Raw genomic sequence first — 15,125 nt, 5'->3', positions numbered from 1 at the left:
CGTGTATGCATGGTTCGCGTTAGTCTCTTCTAAAGAGGAGGCGAACCATGAGACAAGCGTTCAATATTGCCGTAGTGCTGCTGCTCGGCTATCTGATGGCGGATAGAGCGCTGATGCGCGCGCAAGCGGGCGAGATGGGGACAATAACGTGTCACCAGGGCGCGGAAATGGTCAAATCGAACGCGCTGAAAAAAGGCTTTGGAGACATCGGGGCCAGCAGCCAGGGCGAGAATTTTCTCTCGAGCTGTCTCGTCACCGGGCGCGGTCAAGTGGGCGATCTCATCGCACGGGACTGACGCGAGTCGCGTGCCCATTATCTGAAACCGGCCTTTGTCCGCCAATGCGGGCTTCGTTTCGATACTGACAAAGGCGCGGCGGAACGGCAGCGCCAATAAAAAGCGCCCGGACCGTAAAGGGTCCAGGCGAAGCCATCGGGAGGCCGATGACGGAGGTAACCAATAGACAACTGGCCCGCGATCGGAGATACCGGTCGCGGGCCAGTTTGTTTTTGAATCATCGCGCACCGGTTACTGGTGCGCCAGGCGGTTGATCGTCGCACAAGAAGGCTTCGTGCCTGTGCCGTTCAACTCGCCGGATAGCTGGTTACGGTCGGGTTACTGCCTGATTACCGCGCAGCTACTGCTTAGTGACCGAAATAAACCGACTGCGGACCATTTGCGGGAACCGGGCGGCCTGCTTGAGAAGCGCCGCTCACCGTACCACCGTAGCCACTTTCCGCTGCCTGTGCCGTGCCGTTTTCACGAGCGACGCGAGCTTGGGCGGCCTGAATGTCGGCCGGATAGTACGGATCGGCGGCGCCGGGTTGATAGCCTGCTTTTTCGAGTTGAACCAGTTCGGCGCGCACTTGGGCGCGGGTCACGGGCTGATTGGACTGCGCAAACGAAGCAACCGGAGCGGCTAGCACGGCAGCGATAACAACAGCTTGAATGAGTGATTTCATGATGAACTACCTCCAATTCGGTTTTTATCTTGCTACGAACGGTGTTGTTCGTATTCAGTGATTACATTGTAGTTTTGCGAACTGGAGAGAGTAATCATCGTTCCAGGTAATGTTTGTTGCTGGATTTGAGACAAAGCACGCGGATGCGGGAGGGGGATACGGGCGACGCAGCACGCATCGAGCCGTTGTCTCGTTGCGTGCCGCATCTGGTCCGTGAACGAATTGCCATCAACTGCCCGAGAAAATCGGGCCCTGTCCACCCGGCGTGAATTGCTGGAATGCCTCGCTGTGCGACGAAGCCGGCGCCGCTTGTGGCCGCGCCGTTGAAGCCGTGGCGGGTTCGCGCAGCGTGAGCGCGCTGTCCGGGGTGATGGGCACGCTGGGCTTCGCGAGCAGTTCGGTCTTTCGCATCGATCCCACCGACGTGCCGAAGTAGTAGCCGATGATGCTGATCCACGCCGTACCCAATGCGCCGACGATCACGTTGACGAGATCCTTGTTGGCGCCCGGCAGTGGCTGAAAGGCCATGAGCAGCAGAATGCCGAAGAAGCCGGCGGTGACCGCCATCGCAAGGACTTTGGGGACCCAGTCCTTATTGCTGATACCCATTGCACGCGCGTCGGCCCGATCGGCGGCCTGGATGCGCGCCATATCGCTTTCATGCGCGAGGCTCGCCTGGGCGGCGGTGACCATCAACTGTTGCAACTGCAACGAGTTCGCGCTCTCGGCTTGCCGGACCTTTTCGAGTGCGCCGGGATCGTTCAACGCGAGTTCCACCACGCCCGGGTCGCTCGGCGTGCCGAGCGCATGCGAAATGATCGCGGCGGCGGCGCTCACGCCTACGCCGATCGGACCACCCACGAGGCCGGCGAGAAGCGGCGCGCTGCTGCCGATGTTCGACGCTACTTTAGACCAGTCCATCATGCTGCTCCCAGGAGAAGATTAGCGGCCATTCTTTCGGTCCATCCACGGCTGAAATTGGGCCATGCGTGCAGGTTGCGCAGGTAACGCAAGCGATAAGCGGCGAAGCGCATGACAAACTTCAAGGGGTCGGCGCTCTTGATTGCATCGAGTGTGTCAGGGCCGAACTTGCCGTCCTCTTTCGCACCGGAAGCTTTTTGCATCCACAGCACCACCAGGCCGCCGTTGTAGTTGGCGTCGAAGATCTGGAAGGCGACGCGCGGGTCGAGTTCGTCGAGGTGCAGCGGGTCCCAGTATTTCTGTTTGGCGATCTGTCTGGCGGTATCCAGCGGCAGGTCTTTCATGGCGCCGGCATAGCCCGCGCTTCGTGCCACGCGCGCCGTGACGCCCCACATCGTTTCACCGCCAGGGTCGTGCGGATTGAAGGAGTAACCGCCTTCACTGCCGATCAGAGCCTTGAACGCATCTTCGAAACTGTCCATCGAACATCTCCTCGTCAACTGGGTGTATTACTGCAACGGTTGGGTGCTGCGGGGCTAAACTTTCTGCATGGCCGGGTGTGCGTTACGCGGTTTGCAATGCAAGCGAGGCGGGTGGATTCGAAACGGGTCTGACTCCCCCGTCTGGTGTTGACGCATCTGGGCGGTTGCCTCCCTGCGCCGCTCTGGCAAGCCGCGCCAGATGAGTTTCCCGAGTTGACAAAGTGCCCGCGTCGAGTTGCAACGCTTGCGCGTATTTGCGCGAGGCGCCGGACAGATCGCCTTTGCGATCCAGTGCCCGGCCCCATTCCGCGTAAGAGGGCGCCAGGTCGGGGCGCAGTGCGACGGCGCGAGAGAGCTTTTCGATTGCTTCGTCGTAGCGGCCGGCAGTGACGAGCGCTTCGCCCCAATCGTGCAGATTGTCGACAGAGTCCGGCTTCATTCTGTCGGCCTGCTTGAATGCATCGAGTGCTTCGGAATAGCGATTCGCATGCAACAGCACGTCGCCGAGAAGACGCAGATTTTCAGCCGTCTTCGACTTCTCGCTCGCGCCGGTTCGCAGGGCTTCGAGTGCGTCGTCGATGCGATGCTGCTGTTCGAGTGCAATGCCAAGGCTTGCGTGCAGCACCGCTGAATGCTGGTACACGGTCAGTGCCTCGCGGGTTTGCTGTTCGGCCTCTTTGGACAGCCCCTGATTGGCAAGCAGCCACGCTTTGCCGGCGAGCGCCCATTCGCCTTGCTCGGAGGCGGGCAGTGCGAGCACTTCGTTGTAGATCGTGACGATCTCGCCGTAGTCGCATTGCGCGAGCGAACACTTGGTTCTCTGCACTTGCGAATAGAGATGACTGGCGAGAATATTCGGCTCCGCCAGGCGCATGGCTTTGACCGCAATGTCATGCACGAACTTCTCCAGATCGCGACCTTCGAATGACACCGTGCTTTCGCGGGAATCAAACGGACCGCCTTCAATCTGCACATGCGCCACGTAGGAATCCGCGCTGTCGTTGACCTTCGTGATGCCGACATGAACGACAACGTCCGTGTGTTTGATGACGCCTTTAATGAAGCGCACGGTGGTCGCATACGACATCTCCTGACCGGGGATCTGGATGTCCGGTTGTGCGTCGTTGTCCGTCATGGTGTCGTGCGGAATCGACTCGGCATCCTGACCGATCGCCCGCATCGAAGACATGATGCGTTCCGCGAGGAAGTTCGATGTATAGCCGCGTTCCACCAGCGACTGCGGCGTCTCGACGGGTGGCACCAGCAATTGCCGAGTAAGTACGCCGCGTACGACGAGGCAGAAAAAACCGATGGTGAGCACCGCGAACACCCACGGTAAAACATACGGCCACAATTGTTTCGGACCTCGCCCGATGAAGCCGGCGGTCCGCAAGCCGAACGGCACCAATCCCGCTGAGAAGTTGCGGCTTGCCGGATGACGCTTTGAACGGCCGTCCGTGGAAAAAGGCCGGCTTCGCCAATTCACTGGCCGACGTTGGCTCTGCACACTCGACATGACGCACCTCGATTCAACCGATGTTGGTAAGTGCACGACTGGGTGGTGGTTATTACGCATCGACCGTGCCATTGCGCACAGTGCCTTATGCAACGGGCGTGTAGGCAATCGCGACGGGTGTGAGCGCGGGAATGTGTTGCGTGGCGGCCAACGAATGACGAGCGTGAGTTTGCCGGCGGGAGACAGGCTGCGGGGGAGGGGCGGGGAAGTGAGGTGTTTCGATCAGACGCCGTATTTGTCCTGTCGGGCGACAGGACAAATACGCGTCATGCATGCAGCGGAGCCGGCGGCAAATTATTCAACCAGGCGGCCGGCCCCATGCCACAGCACAGTTTAGTTGCCTCCCTTGAACAGATCTTGCAAGCGCGCTGCTTCGCCGCTTTTTTGCGCTTGAATGAGCTGCTGGTAGACGTCCGCACGCGTGAGTCCCTGTGCTTTTGCCGGCCCGCCGGACATCGAAGTGGTGGAGGGCTGCCCGCCCATTGCGTCGGCCGCTGTCGGTTGAGCTTGCGCGGTACTCTCCGTGCTGGCGTCCTGAGCGTACGCTTGCCATGCGAACCCGCAAAGCAGTCCGCCTGCGATGATCAGAGCCTTCTTCATGTCCCTCTCCTTCAAACCCTTGGCGCCGCCCTTGCGGCACCTCATTGCGGAAGTTCCGCCAGGCTTGAACGCGACACTTGCCGGACAATCTGGCGAGACACAGGGCGGAGACGATCACCGGCTTCCTTGTCGAATTCTGCGCAGCGCACCAGAGATGTGCGTTATCGAAAAGCTTCGTATTGCAAGGAAAGGTGCATGCTAGGGCTTTGTCGTTCGGCGTCGGTTCAGAGAGTCGGACTTGCCTCCACCATGTGAAGGAGACGGATGGGTTGCATTCAATTTCAAGTATTAATCAGCCATCCTGAATGCGCGGATGGCGCTTTGCTTGAAAAAATCCAGCCAGGTTAATTGGGCCTTACTTTAATCTTCCATTCCCCCAAAAAAAACGCCGTTCAGCCTGTGACTGAACGGCGTTTTTTAAACGGAGCTTCCACTCGGCTAATGCCGCTCGCTCAAACCGCGGCCGGCCGCCACTTCAACAGCCGCTGTTCGACCGCAGTCAACAGATAGTCCGCTGCCAGTGCGACCACGGCCAACACAATCATCGCGGCGAACACCCCGCTTGCATTGAACGCGCCTTGCGCAGTCGAGATCAGCAGTCCGATACCTTGCTTCGAGCCGAGGAATTCGCCGACCACCGCACCGACCAGTGCGAACCCGAAGCTCACGTGCAAGCTCGCGAGAATCCAGCTCAATGCCGACGGGATCACCACCGAGGTCGTCACCTGACGGCGCGACGCGCCGAGAATCTGCGCATTTGCGATCATGTAGCGATCCGCTTCACGCACGCCCTGGAAAGCGTTGGCGAACACGACGAAGAACACCATCACCACCGCCAGCGCCACCTTCGATGCCATGCCCAGTCCCAGTGCAATCACGAACACCGACCCGAGCACCACGCGCGGAATGGAGTTGGCGATCTTGATGTAAAGACTGAAGACGTCGGAGAGCAGCTTGTTGCGGCCCAGCACGATGCCGCAGAACACACCGGCCACCGAACCGATAATGAAGCCGAGCCCGGTTTCTTCGAGGGTGACCCACACTTGCGTCAGCAGCGGACCTTGCGAAGTGCCGTTCACGAACCAGTCGACGATCTGTTCGAAAATGGCGCTCGGCATCGAGAAGAAGAACGGATCGATCCACTTCAGGCGCGCGGACAGTTCCCAGCCGCCGAGCACGACGACCAGCACGACGATACGCAGCGTGATTACCAGCGCCTGACGTTGCCGGATGCGTTTTTGCGCCACACGTTCGACATGAGCGAGCGAGGCGGCGTCGATGCCCGAAGGCATCATCTGTTGAGGGGTAGTAGACATGTTTGCCGTTCCTTGATTAACCGATCTGCACTTCTTCGCGCAAGTCATGCCAGATGTCGCGCGAGATTTCGATAAAACGCGGCTCGTAGCGAATTTCCGAGGTGACCCGCGGACGCGGCAGATCGATTTCATACACCTTCTTCAACGTCGCCGGGCGCGCGGTCAGCACGAATACGCGGTCGGCGAGTGCAATCGCTTCTTCCAGATCGTGTGTGACGAACACCACTGAGCCGGCGCCGCCCCACAGTTGCAGCAGTTCGTCCTGCATCAGCGTGCGGGTCTGCATGTCGAGCGCGGAGAACGGCTCGTCCATCAGCAGGATTTCCGGCTTGTTGATAAAGGTCTGCGCGAGCGCCACGCGCTTTCTCATACCGCCGGACAGTTGATGCGGATAGTGTTTGCCGAACTTGTCGAGGCCCACCCGACGCAGCCATTCGTTGGCTTCGTCGTACGCGGCGGATTTCGAACGGCCGCGATACAGCGGACCCGCGGCGACGTTGTCGAGCACCGAACGCCACGGGAATACGGCGTCGGCCTGAAAGACGAAACCGATACGCGGATCGATGCCGTCCACCGGCGCGCCCATCACGCGAACTTCGCCCGTGGTGGGCTTCAGCAGGCCGGTAATCATGCTGAGCGTGGTGGACTTGCCGCAACCCGTGGGTCCGACCACGGCGACGAATTCGCCGCGCGCCACCGACATGCTGAAGTCGCGCAACGCGATCGTCGCCTTGCCATCAGGGGAAATGAAACGGCACGACACATTGCGCATCTCGATGGCTGGCGTGTCGCGTGACAAAGGTTGGTTCATCGGCTGGTGCCTCGTTGTTCGCGTGATGTTGAAAAAGGCGCTATTTCGCCGCCGTCTTGACCGGTGCCGACACGTAGTCGTTGGTGTAAGTCTTGGCGAGGTCGATATGCTTACCCTTCACTGAAGGATTGAACGCCGACAGCACTTTCAGCACGGTATCCGGACCGTCGGCGGGCATCTTGCCGTCTTTCGTGAACATTGGCAGCGACGCCTTCAGCGCGCCGACATACAGGTCTTTGTTGTTGCCGTAGTAGTCTTTCGGCATCTTCGCGGCGATCTCTTCGGCGCTATGCGTCGCGATGAAGTTCAGCGTCTTTGCGAAAGCGTGCGAGAGCTTCGCGGCGTCGTCCTTGTGCGATTCAGCCCACGCGCGCTGAACGTAGAAGCTCGAAGCCGGATAGGTGCCGCCGAGCGCGGCACGCGTGCCTTCCAGCGTGCGCATGTCGACCAGCACCTTGGCGTCGCCGGTCTTCAGCAACTGCGAGACGGTCGGCTCGGTCGTCATGCCCGCGTCGATACGGCTCTGCTTGATTGCCGCGATAAAGCTGTTGTCCGCGCCAACAGGCAGCAGCGTGTATTGCGTGGACGGCACGCCCGCACGTTGTGCGAGGTATTGCGTGAGGAAGCTGGTCGACGAACCGAGCCCCGTCACGCCGAGCGTTTTGCCCTTCGCGTCGGCCATGCTCTTGAAACTGTCCGCAGCCTTGGTGGACACCATTTCCACTTCGCCCGGCACCTGGCCGAAGATCACCAGCGCCTGGACTTCCTTGCCCTTGCTTTGCAGGTCGATGGTGTGGTCGTAGAAGCCCACCACGCCTTGCACCGCGCCCGCGAGCAGTTCGTTTTCCGCATCGACGCCGGCCGGCTGCGAGAGGATTTCGACGTCGAGGCCTTCGTCCTTGAAGTAGCCGAGTTGCTCCGTCAGCTTGGCGGGCAGATAGATGATCTTGGTGGCGCCACCGACCATGATCGTGAGCTTTTCCGCGTGAGCGGCGGCCGAAGCGGCCGCAAGGGTGAACGCAACACCTGATACAGCGGCAATCTGGCGCAAGGTACGCATGAAGCAGTCTCCTTAGGTTTGGTCGCCGCTGGGTGCTGCATGCGGCGCTTTCTGGGTGAATGACGGCGATTATAGAAATTGGAAACCTTCTGGCAGCTTTCGGAGGTGTGGCCAAATCATGGGTGTTAACCCGCAACGTTCCGCCGACCCTGCCTAAAACGTCGCGACGGTTCCCGCACAACACACAGCACGCGCGCAAACCCCTTTTTTTACGGCACAATCGACGGCCTGACTTTTGCCGTTCCCGCCATGAAGCTGCTGCTCATCGAAGACAACCCCACGCTGGCGCACTGGCTCGCGAAGATGCTGGAGCAGGAGGCGTTCGCGCTCGACGCCGTGCAGGACGGCGACGCCGCCGACCAGCTTCTGCGCACCAATCACTACGACGTGATCCTGCTCGACCTGAATCTGCCCAAGCTGTCGGGCAAGAACGTGCTGCGGCGTCTGCGTCAGCGCGGCGACGCGACGCCGGTGCTGATTCTGACGGCGAGCGGTTCGATCGACGAAAAGGTGGAACTGCTCGGCGCCGGCGCGGACGATTACCTCGTCAAGCCGTTCGAAGTGCGCGAGTTGATCGCGCGGATCAAGGTGGCGATCCGCAGGCAGTCACCTTCCAAGGCGAGCGAAGTGGTGTGCGGCGATCTCGCGTTCGACATCGACACGCGGCAGTTCACGCTGAAGAACGCGCCGCTGAACGTCACGCCACGCGAGCGTTCGGTACTCGAAACGTTGATCCTGCGTCTGGGCAAAACCGTCACGAAGCCGGCGCTGGTCGACGCTATCTTCACGCTCGCCGACGAGCCGAGTGAAGATGCCGTCGAAATCTACATCTCGCGTCTGCGCAAGAAACTCGACGGCAGTTCGGCGGCGATCGTCACGTTGCGCGGGCTGGGTTATCTGCTGCGCAAGAAAGAAGATGACCAATAGTCTGCGCGTGCGCCTGCTGTGGTGGCTGCTGGTGCCGCTCGCGTTGTACGTATTCGTGACCGGCAAGGCTGAATACGACAATGCGCGGCGCACGGCGGATCTGGTGCAGGACAATCAGTTGATTTCATCGGCGCGCATGATCGCGGGCGAAGTGGAATGGGTGGACGGCTTTCTGCGTGTGGATGTGCCGCCCGCCGCGCTCGAAGTATTCGTCTCTCCCTACCGCGACCAGGTGTTCTACAGCGTGCAGGTCGACGACGGACGCCTGCTCGCCGGAATCCCCGATTTCCCCGCGCGTCCGGCGCAGGCAGCCGATACGCCGGATCACTACGACACCCATCTGCAAGGCCACAATGTGCGCGCGGCCGGGCTCGTGCGTCTCATGTACGACAACGGCGCGACGCGCCGCGTGCGCGTGACGGTCGGCAAAACCGTGCGCTCGCGTGACGCCATGGCTCAGCAATTGTGGCAACCGCAACTCGTGCGGCAAATCGAAATGATCGTGCTGGCGGTCGCGCTGGTTTGCATTGGTCTCACTTTCGAGTTACGGCCTCTGATGAAAGTGAAAGAGGAGGTGGCGGATCGCGACCCGATGCAGCTGGAGCCGATTCGCGTCGAGCGTCTGCACACCGAGTTGCGGCCGATCGTGGAAGCGATCAATCAATGCATCGCGCGGCTCGGCGTGCAGGTGGCCGCGCAACGCCGCTTTATCGCCGACGCCGCACATCAGTTGCGTACGCCGCTAACGTTGCTCGGCACGCAATTGCAGTTCGCGCGGCAACAGGACGACTTGAACCCCGCGCTTGACGAAGCACTGGCCGCCATGCATCGCAGTAATCGTTCGATGGTGGGTCTCACTAACAAGCTGCTTCTGCTTGCGCAGGCCGAGGCCGCCGACAACACGCAACTCGCCGTGGAAACGGTGGACCTGGTGCCGCTCGCGTTGGAAGTCGTGGAGGACCTCGCGTTGCTCGCGCAGGCCAGAGACATTGATCTAGGCGCCGAGCTGAACGGTGCCGCGCCGGTGGCGGGCCATCGCGGGCTATTGCAGGCGTTGATTGCCAATCTTGCGGAGAACGCGATCCGCTATACGGGCGGCGGCGGCCATGTCACCGTGGGCGTGAGCGCCGACGCCGATACGGTCACTGTAAGCGTGCTGGACGACGGTCCCGGTATTCCGGCCGAGTCGCGCAGCCGCGTGTTTGAGCCGTTCTTCCGGGCGTCGGCGGATACGGAGGGCACCGGCCTGGGACTCGCTATCGTGCGTGAAATCGCGGACGCCCATCACGGCGAGATCGCGCTCAAGCCGGGCGAGGGTGGCAAAGGCGTGCACATCAGCGTGACGTTTCCGCGAGCCACGGCAGAGCGTTTTAAAGCAGGTTAGAGCCGTTACTCCAGCACGACTCAGGACAAACCCGCAGTTAGGGCAGCAAAGCCATTGGCGAAAGCTTTGAGAAGGCTTCGCGTGCCTAGAATTTTTGCAGGCGGTCCCCCTGGCGCCCACCGCGGATGCGGAAAACAACGGAGACATCCACCATGCCTCATGCTGTGACGCGCGTTGCGCACGCCGTCCACGCCGCCGTCGCGGCGTCGCTCACGATCTTGCTGCTCGCCCAGCCGGCGGCGCCCGCGCAGGCGGACTCGCCGGAAAAAATCGTCATCATGGTGGGCGGCATTACCAAGCTCATCTATCTGCCCGCACGCCTCACCGAACAGCTAGGCTACTTTAAGGCAGAGGGGCTCGACGTCGAACTGCAATCGCAGCCGGCGGGCGTCGATGCGGAAAACGAATTGCTCGCGGGCGGTGTGCAGGCCGTGGTCGGTTTCTACGATCACGCGATCGATCTGCAAGCCAAGGGTAAGGAAGTCAAGGCGATCGTCGTGTTCGGCCAGGTTCCCGGCGAAGTGGAGATGGTCGCGGCCAGGGCGGCCGGTTCGATCAAAAGCATGGCCGACGTGAAGGGTAAAACGCTCGGCGTGACGGGGCTCGGCTCGTCGACCAACTTTCTCACGCAGTACCTGGCCAGCCTCAAAGGTGTGCCGCGTTCACAATACACGGTGCTGCCAGTGGGCGCGGACAACAGCTTTATCGCCGCGATCCGGCAAGGGCGGATCGACGCCGGCATGACCACCGAGCCGACCGTTTCGCAGTTGCTCAAATCTGGTGACGCCAAGGTACTGGTGGACATGCGCAATGTCGAAGGCACGCGCGCCGCGCTCGGCGGAACGTATCCGGCATCGAGCCTGTATGTGCAGAGCGAGTGGCTCGACAGGCATCCGCAGGAGGCGGCAAAACTCGCACGCGCGTTTGTGAAGACGTTGCGATATCTGAATACACATAGCGCTGACGAGATTGCCGCGAAAATGCCGAAGGACTACATCGGCAATGACAAGGCGCTCTATGTGAGCGCGTTGAAGGCCACGCTGCCCATGTACACCGCCGACGGCAAGATGCCCGCCGACGGGCCGGAAACGGTGCTCAAGGTGCTGGCGGGTTTCAACCCGTCGGTGAAGGGTCGTCATATCGATCTGTCGAGGACGTTCACTAATCAGTTCGTCAATGAAGTAAAGCCGTAAGGCGGAAGCTGGGCGCGCCTCTCTCGACGAGGCGCGCCGGCATCCTTTAGAGAGGGGCGACGCATCGTGTTTTCAGGCAGCTTGCGCGGACGCTTGCTGTGGTGGCTACTGCTGCCACTGGCGGCATTCGTTTCCATTTCCGGCGTGATCTCCTACCGCAATGCGCAGACCACTGCGGACCTCGTGCAGGACAATGCGTTGCTCTCGTCCATGCGCATCATTGGCGAGGATATCGATTGGGACAACGGCAATGTCTCGATCCAGATTCCGCCGGCTGCGCTGGAGCTGTTCGAGTCGCCGGAACAGGACAGCGTGTTCTATCGTATCGAGGCGAGCGGCCAGCGCCTGGTAGCCGGCAGTCTGGAGTTGCCACTGCCGCCGCACACCGGTGACAACCCAACGCTCTACGTCACCCGTCTTGAAGATGGCCGCATCGTGCGCGCCGCTGCCTACGTCCGGCAACTTTACGACACGGGGCGTACGGAGGAAGTCATAGTCGCGGTTGCAAAAACCGAGGGCTCGCGAGACGCGATGGTGTGGCGGCTGCTGCGTCCGCAGCTATTCGGCGAGGTGCTCACGCTCGTGCTCGCGATGGTGTTCGTGTACCTCGGATTGACTTTCGAGTTGCGTCCCCTGATGAAAGTGAAAGACGACGTCGCCGATCGCAATCCGTCGCAGCTACAGCCAATACGTGTTGCGCGCTTGCATGTCGAACTAAGACCGATTGTCGATGCAATCAACCAGTGCATCGCGCGCATGGGTCAGCAGGCCGCGACTCAGCGGCAATTCATTTCAGATGCCGCGCACCAGATGCGCACGCCGCTCACGCTACTGGTGGCGCAAATCCAGTTCGCGCGCCAGCGTGAAAACCACGACGCGCCACTTGCCGAAGCGCTGGCGGGCATGCATAAGAGCAGCCGCAAGCTGACCACGTTAACCGACAAGCTTCTGCTGCTCGCACAGGCCGAGTCCGCCGCGCCCGTGAGTGCGTGCGAACGCGTCGATCTCAGTGCGTTGATCGCCGGTGTTCTGGAGGAGTTGATTGCATTTGCGCAGTCTCGTGAAATCGATCTGGGCGCCGAGCTGGAAGACGGAATGATCGTCACCGGCGACGAGGCATTGACCGCGGCGCTCGTCACCAATCTCGTCGACAACGCCCTGCGTTATACCCAACCGGGCGGCCGCGTCACCGTGCAGACCGAGCGCCGTGACGACATGGCTATCGTGCGTGTGATCGACAACGGACCGGGTATCAAGGCCGAGGCGCGGGCGCGAGTGTTCGAACGCTTCTATCGCGCGTCGAGTCACGCAGACGGCACGGGCCTCGGCCTGCCGATCGTGCGGGAGATTGCCCATCGCCAGGGTGGTACCGTCACGCTCGAATCCGGAGCGGATGGTATTGGCCTTGTCGCCACGGTGGGAATGCAAATATGGACTGCCGCCACATGACGCGCGACTACATGAGGGAAGAACAATGAAACTGCTGCTTGTAGAAGACGATGCGGAACTTGCGCGCTGGGTGATGAACCTGATGCAGGTCGAGCAGTTTGTGATCGACTGGGCAGAGAACGGCGAACAGGCCGAGACGCTGCTTGGCCTGCAATGCTACGACGCTGTGTTGCTCGATTTGCGTTTGCCCGGCATTGGCGGCAAGGATGTGCTCGCGTGGCTGCGTCGCAAACGCGACAACGTGCCGGTGCTCATGCTGACCGCGAATGGCTCGACCGACGACAAGGTCGCCTGCTTTTCCGCCGGCGCCGACGACTATGTCGTCAAACCCTTCGACGCACGCGAACTGCTGGCGCGTATCAAGGCGTTGATCCGCCGTCAGGCGGCTGGCGACAAGGGCCAGTCGATCGAGTGCGGCGACTTGCGCTATCTGTTCGACTCGCGTGAATTCATGCTGCAAAGCGAGCCTTTGCCGTTGCGTCGGCGTGAACATGCCATTCTCGAGACGTTGATGCTGAAACAGGGCAAGACAGTCTCCAAAGCGACGCTAATGGACAAAGTCTTCACACTCGACGACGAACCGAGCGCCGATGCGATCGATATCTATATCCACCGTTTGCGCAAGCATCTCGCAGCGTCGAGCGCGAAGATCATGACTTTACGCGGGCTTGGCTACATTCTGCGTGAAGAAGAACCGCGCGAAGCGTTTGCTGTTGCGTTGTAGCGGTTCAAGGGCGAATTGAATCGCGTGACTGTACATTGTGGATGCCTTGCGTTTAGTGTTTTCACCGACGCCGAGAGCTTTTTTATTGGGCTGCGGTGCTGGTCACGTTCGCGCTGGGCACGCCGGCTGGCGATCTCGCAACCGGTGCGCTGGGATGGGTTTTGTCATCGGCGTGACCAGCTAGATCGCGCCTCACTTCCCCGTCGTTGCGGGATTTGGGCAAATGAAAACGTATTAATCAAACGTTCGAAATATCCGGATCGTGCAGAGGAAGGCGTTCGTTCACCTGTTCCAGCACACCGGTCTTTTTCCATGCCATGTACCTGAGATAGCAAGTCTGTTGCGGCGGGAAAGTCGCAGGAAGTCTGTGCCATTTTTCTTTTCGTTGTTGCAGCCAGAGTATCGCGTTGAGGATATCGCGATCGCTGCGGCGAGGCCGTCCACGTGTTGATGAAAGCACTGGGAAGAGACTCTGGACGCGGGCCCAATTGGCGTCTGAAAGGGGAATTTCTAGCATCGGACTCGTCTGAGTACTGTGGATGTTATTAGTTTTACATGCTGCTGTTGACAGTGATACTAGTCAATCTATTTCACTCGGTCAAATTGTCTTGTTGGATGTCTTCGCACACAATCACGTAGCGAGCGAAGCAGCGTAACGTCACGCGGAATGCTACGTTACGCGCAGATTCACGCAAACGTTTGGCGAAGTGGATTCGCCCCACTGCGGAATTTGTTCTTTTCCTCGAGAACGCTTGTGCGGCATGGTTCTCTGTTCTTCTTCCACTTCTCTTTACGCATTGAGCCGGGTACTTGGCACGACATGTGCATACGTGGACGGGGTTGGATAACACATTTCCGCCATGCACACGCTCGACTATGCACAACCCGAATCGTCTGCAAACACATTGGACTCACGCATCGACCATGTTGCGCAGAATGACGCGGCTACTTCCGGCGATGCTTCCTTGGGCCTGAGCGAATTCGAAAGGCGCGTCGGCGACGGACTGCGCGCAGGCGAATTCCATCTCGTGTTTCAAGGCGCTTATCGCGCCGCGAGTGGCGTATTGGCACGCTGTGAAGCGCAAGTTCGATGGACGCATCCGGACTACGGCTTACTGCTGCCGGGCATTTTCATGATGCCGCTCGAACATCCGAACGTTGCGCGCGAGATGTTCTCTTTCGTCGTGGACGACGTGTGCCGTGAATTACGCGGCGCTCTCGTCGCGAAGCTGCCGGTGCAGCCGGTCGCGATCACGGTGCCTGCTCAAGTGGCGCTGCTCGATTCTTTCGCAGAGGAACTCATGCGAGTCGCCGATTCGTATGGCGTGCCGGCTTCTCTGCTTGAAATTGAAGTTACCGATAGCGCGGAAGCAGCAAAGTTATTGTCCTTGCGTACGCTGACTGAGGGTCTTCGGGAAGCAGGTGTCGGTCTTTCGATAGGCAAGTGGGGTAATGGCGCATCGTCGCTCGCATTGCTCGGGTCACTCGATGTAGACACCGTCGTTGTCGCGCGCGAGTTAATGGCGAAAGTGCCGGGCGATAAGCGTGGCGCGGCGGTGATGACCGCGATCATGGACCTGCTGCATGCGCTCGATGTGCGAGTGGTGGTGAGCGGTGTGGATACTCAAGAACAGTTTCAGTGGGTGAGCCGGTGGCCCGACGCATTGGTGCAGGGGTTCTGGTTCGCGCGTCCGCAGGCTGGGTTGGGAAGTGTGTTGGCGCTACGGCAGAAAGGGTGACAAGCGCTCGCGACGTTACGTAACGTCGCGCGGTGCATCGCA

Annotated in this window: 16 protein-coding genes; 7 read left to right on the top strand and 9 right to left on the bottom strand. The window is 60.3% G+C overall.

The window, feature by feature from the left end; genetic code table 11:
• The first annotated feature begins 47 nt into the window (after positions 1-47).
• The gene (locus B0G71_RS29900; protein WP_012425929.1) at positions 48-296 is read left to right on the top strand and encodes a hypothetical protein; all 249 of its coding nucleotides are present in this window, start codon (positions 48-50) and stop codon (positions 294-296) included.
• Between the two features lie 347 nt (positions 297-643).
• Here B0G71_RS29900 and B0G71_RS29895 read toward each other — a convergent pair whose 3' ends face one another.
• The 8 genes from B0G71_RS29895 to B0G71_RS29860 form a co-directional block, all read right to left on the bottom strand.
• On the bottom strand, positions 644-961 hold the full coding sequence (locus B0G71_RS29895; protein WP_116146308.1) for a DUF4148 domain-containing protein: 318 nt from the start codon (positions 959-961) through the stop codon (positions 644-646).
• Positions 962-1,189: 228 nt separating this feature from the next.
• Positions 1,190-1,882, bottom strand: a complete 693-nt coding sequence (locus tag B0G71_RS29890) for a hypothetical protein (RefSeq protein ID WP_116146306.1) — start codon at positions 1,880-1,882, stop codon at positions 1,190-1,192.
• On the bottom strand, positions 1,882-2,364 hold the full coding sequence (locus B0G71_RS29885) for a glycoside hydrolase family 108 protein (RefSeq protein WP_106278723.1): 483 nt from the start codon (positions 2,362-2,364) through the stop codon (positions 1,882-1,884). Before B0G71_RS29885 ends, B0G71_RS29890 begins: the two co-directional genes overlap by 1 nt.
• An 82-nt stretch (positions 2,365-2,446) precedes the next feature.
• Positions 2,447-3,880 carry a tetratricopeptide repeat protein gene (locus B0G71_RS29880; protein ID WP_116146305.1) on the bottom strand — a complete coding sequence of 478 codons (1,434 nt, stop codon included), beginning with the start codon at positions 3,878-3,880 and terminating at the stop codon, positions 2,447-2,449.
• Positions 3,881-4,213: 333 nt separating this feature from the next.
• Positions 4,214-4,480: a hypothetical protein gene (locus tag B0G71_RS29875; RefSeq protein ID WP_116146303.1), complete on the bottom strand. Its 267-nt coding sequence runs from the start codon at positions 4,478-4,480 to the stop codon at positions 4,214-4,216.
• Positions 4,481-4,932: 452 nt separating this feature from the next.
• Positions 4,933-5,796 (bottom strand): ABC transporter permease, encoded by an 864-nt coding sequence (locus B0G71_RS29870; protein ID WP_116122971.1) that lies wholly within the window; start codon positions 5,794-5,796, stop codon positions 4,933-4,935.
• Positions 5,797-5,812: 16 nt separating this feature from the next.
• Positions 5,813-6,607, bottom strand: a complete 795-nt coding sequence (locus B0G71_RS29865) for an ABC transporter ATP-binding protein (protein ID WP_012425936.1) — start codon at positions 6,605-6,607, stop codon at positions 5,813-5,815.
• Positions 6,608-6,647: 40 nt separating this feature from the next.
• A complete protein-coding gene (locus B0G71_RS29860) occupies positions 6,648-7,667 on the bottom strand; it encodes an ABC transporter substrate-binding protein (protein ID WP_106278713.1) in 1,020 nt (339 codons plus the stop codon).
• Between the two features lie 249 nt (positions 7,668-7,916).
• Between B0G71_RS29860 and B0G71_RS29855 the strand changes: the two genes are divergently transcribed.
• The 5 genes from B0G71_RS29855 to B0G71_RS29835 all read left to right on the top strand — a co-directional run bounded on the left by B0G71_RS29855 (position 7,917) and on the right by B0G71_RS29835 (position 13,344).
• Positions 7,917-8,594: a response regulator gene (locus tag B0G71_RS29855; protein WP_116146302.1), complete on the top strand. Its 678-nt coding sequence runs from the start codon at positions 7,917-7,919 to the stop codon at positions 8,592-8,594.
• A complete protein-coding gene (locus tag B0G71_RS29850; protein WP_116146300.1) occupies positions 8,584-9,978 on the top strand; it encodes a sensor histidine kinase in 1,395 nt (464 codons plus the stop codon). Before B0G71_RS29855 ends, B0G71_RS29850 begins: the two co-directional genes overlap by 11 nt.
• A 152-nt stretch (positions 9,979-10,130) precedes the next feature.
• The gene (locus B0G71_RS29845) at positions 10,131-11,171 is read left to right on the top strand and encodes an ABC transporter substrate-binding protein (RefSeq protein WP_116146299.1); all 1,041 of its coding nucleotides are present in this window, start codon (positions 10,131-10,133) and stop codon (positions 11,169-11,171) included.
• A 66-nt stretch (positions 11,172-11,237) separates the two neighbouring features.
• The gene (locus tag B0G71_RS29840; RefSeq protein WP_116146297.1) at positions 11,238-12,620 is read left to right on the top strand and encodes a sensor histidine kinase; all 1,383 of its coding nucleotides are present in this window, start codon (positions 11,238-11,240) and stop codon (positions 12,618-12,620) included.
• Between the two features lie 25 nt (positions 12,621-12,645).
• A complete protein-coding gene (locus B0G71_RS29835; RefSeq protein WP_116122975.1) occupies positions 12,646-13,344 on the top strand; it encodes a response regulator transcription factor in 699 nt (232 codons plus the stop codon).
• Positions 13,345-13,582: 238 nt separating this feature from the next.
• On the opposite strand, the gene B0G71_RS29830 is transcribed toward B0G71_RS29835, so the two are convergent.
• Entirely contained in the window at positions 13,583-13,861 is a 279-nt protein-coding gene (locus B0G71_RS29830) for a transposase (RefSeq protein ID WP_106278699.1), read from the bottom strand.
• A 448-nt stretch (positions 13,862-14,309) separates the two neighbouring features.
• On the opposite strand from B0G71_RS29830, the gene B0G71_RS29825 reads away from it, so the two are divergent.
• Positions 14,310-15,083, top strand: a complete 774-nt coding sequence (locus B0G71_RS29825) for an EAL domain-containing protein (protein ID WP_241974831.1) — start codon at positions 14,310-14,312, stop codon at positions 15,081-15,083.
• Positions 15,084-15,125 lie beyond the last annotated feature (42 nt).

The sequence above is a fragment of the Paraburkholderia sp. BL27I4N3 genome, assembly GCF_003386115.1.
Taxonomy (GTDB): domain Bacteria; phylum Pseudomonadota; class Gammaproteobacteria; order Burkholderiales; family Burkholderiaceae; genus Paraburkholderia.
The sequence above is the reverse complement of the archived record's forward strand: the minus strand, read 5'-3'. Positions and strand labels throughout refer to the sequence as shown.

What these genes read in the sequence shown, in the direction of transcription:
- B0G71_RS29900 (WP_012425929.1), top strand. Translation starts at nt 48, where the DNA reads ATGAGACAAGCGTTCAATATTGCCGTAGTGCTGCTGCTCGGCTATCTG.
- B0G71_RS29895 (WP_116146308.1), bottom strand. Translation starts at nt 961, where the DNA reads ATGAAATCACTCATTCAAGCTGTTGTTATCGCTGCCGTGCTAGCCGCT.
- B0G71_RS29890 (WP_116146306.1), bottom strand. Translation starts at nt 1,882, where the DNA reads ATGGACTGGTCTAAAGTAGCGTCGAACATCGGCAGCAGCGCGCCGCTT.
- B0G71_RS29885 (WP_106278723.1), bottom strand. Translation starts at nt 2,364, where the DNA reads ATGGACAGTTTCGAAGATGCGTTCAAGGCTCTGATCGGCAGTGAAGGC.
- B0G71_RS29880 (WP_116146305.1), bottom strand. Translation starts at nt 3,880, where the DNA reads ATGTCGAGTGTGCAGAGCCAACGTCGGCCAGTGAATTGGCGAAGCCGG.
- B0G71_RS29875 (WP_116146303.1), bottom strand. Translation starts at nt 4,480, where the DNA reads ATGAAGAAGGCTCTGATCATCGCAGGCGGACTGCTTTGCGGGTTCGCA.
- B0G71_RS29870 (WP_116122971.1), bottom strand. Translation starts at nt 5,796, where the DNA reads ATGTCTACTACCCCTCAACAGATGATGCCTTCGGGCATCGACGCCGCC.
- B0G71_RS29865 (WP_012425936.1), bottom strand. Translation starts at nt 6,607, where the DNA reads ATGAACCAACCTTTGTCACGCGACACGCCAGCCATCGAGATGCGCAAT.
- B0G71_RS29860 (WP_106278713.1), bottom strand. Translation starts at nt 7,667, where the DNA reads ATGCGTACCTTGCGCCAGATTGCCGCTGTATCAGGTGTTGCGTTCACC.
- B0G71_RS29855 (WP_116146302.1), top strand. Translation starts at nt 7,917, where the DNA reads ATGAAGCTGCTGCTCATCGAAGACAACCCCACGCTGGCGCACTGGCTC.
- B0G71_RS29850 (WP_116146300.1), top strand. Translation starts at nt 8,584, where the DNA reads ATGACCAATAGTCTGCGCGTGCGCCTGCTGTGGTGGCTGCTGGTGCCG.
- B0G71_RS29845 (WP_116146299.1), top strand. Translation starts at nt 10,131, where the DNA reads ATGCCTCATGCTGTGACGCGCGTTGCGCACGCCGTCCACGCCGCCGTC.
- B0G71_RS29835 (WP_116122975.1), top strand. Translation starts at nt 12,646, where the DNA reads ATGAAACTGCTGCTTGTAGAAGACGATGCGGAACTTGCGCGCTGGGTG.
- B0G71_RS29830 (WP_106278699.1), bottom strand. Translation starts at nt 13,861, where the DNA reads ATGCTAGAAATTCCCCTTTCAGACGCCAATTGGGCCCGCGTCCAGAGT.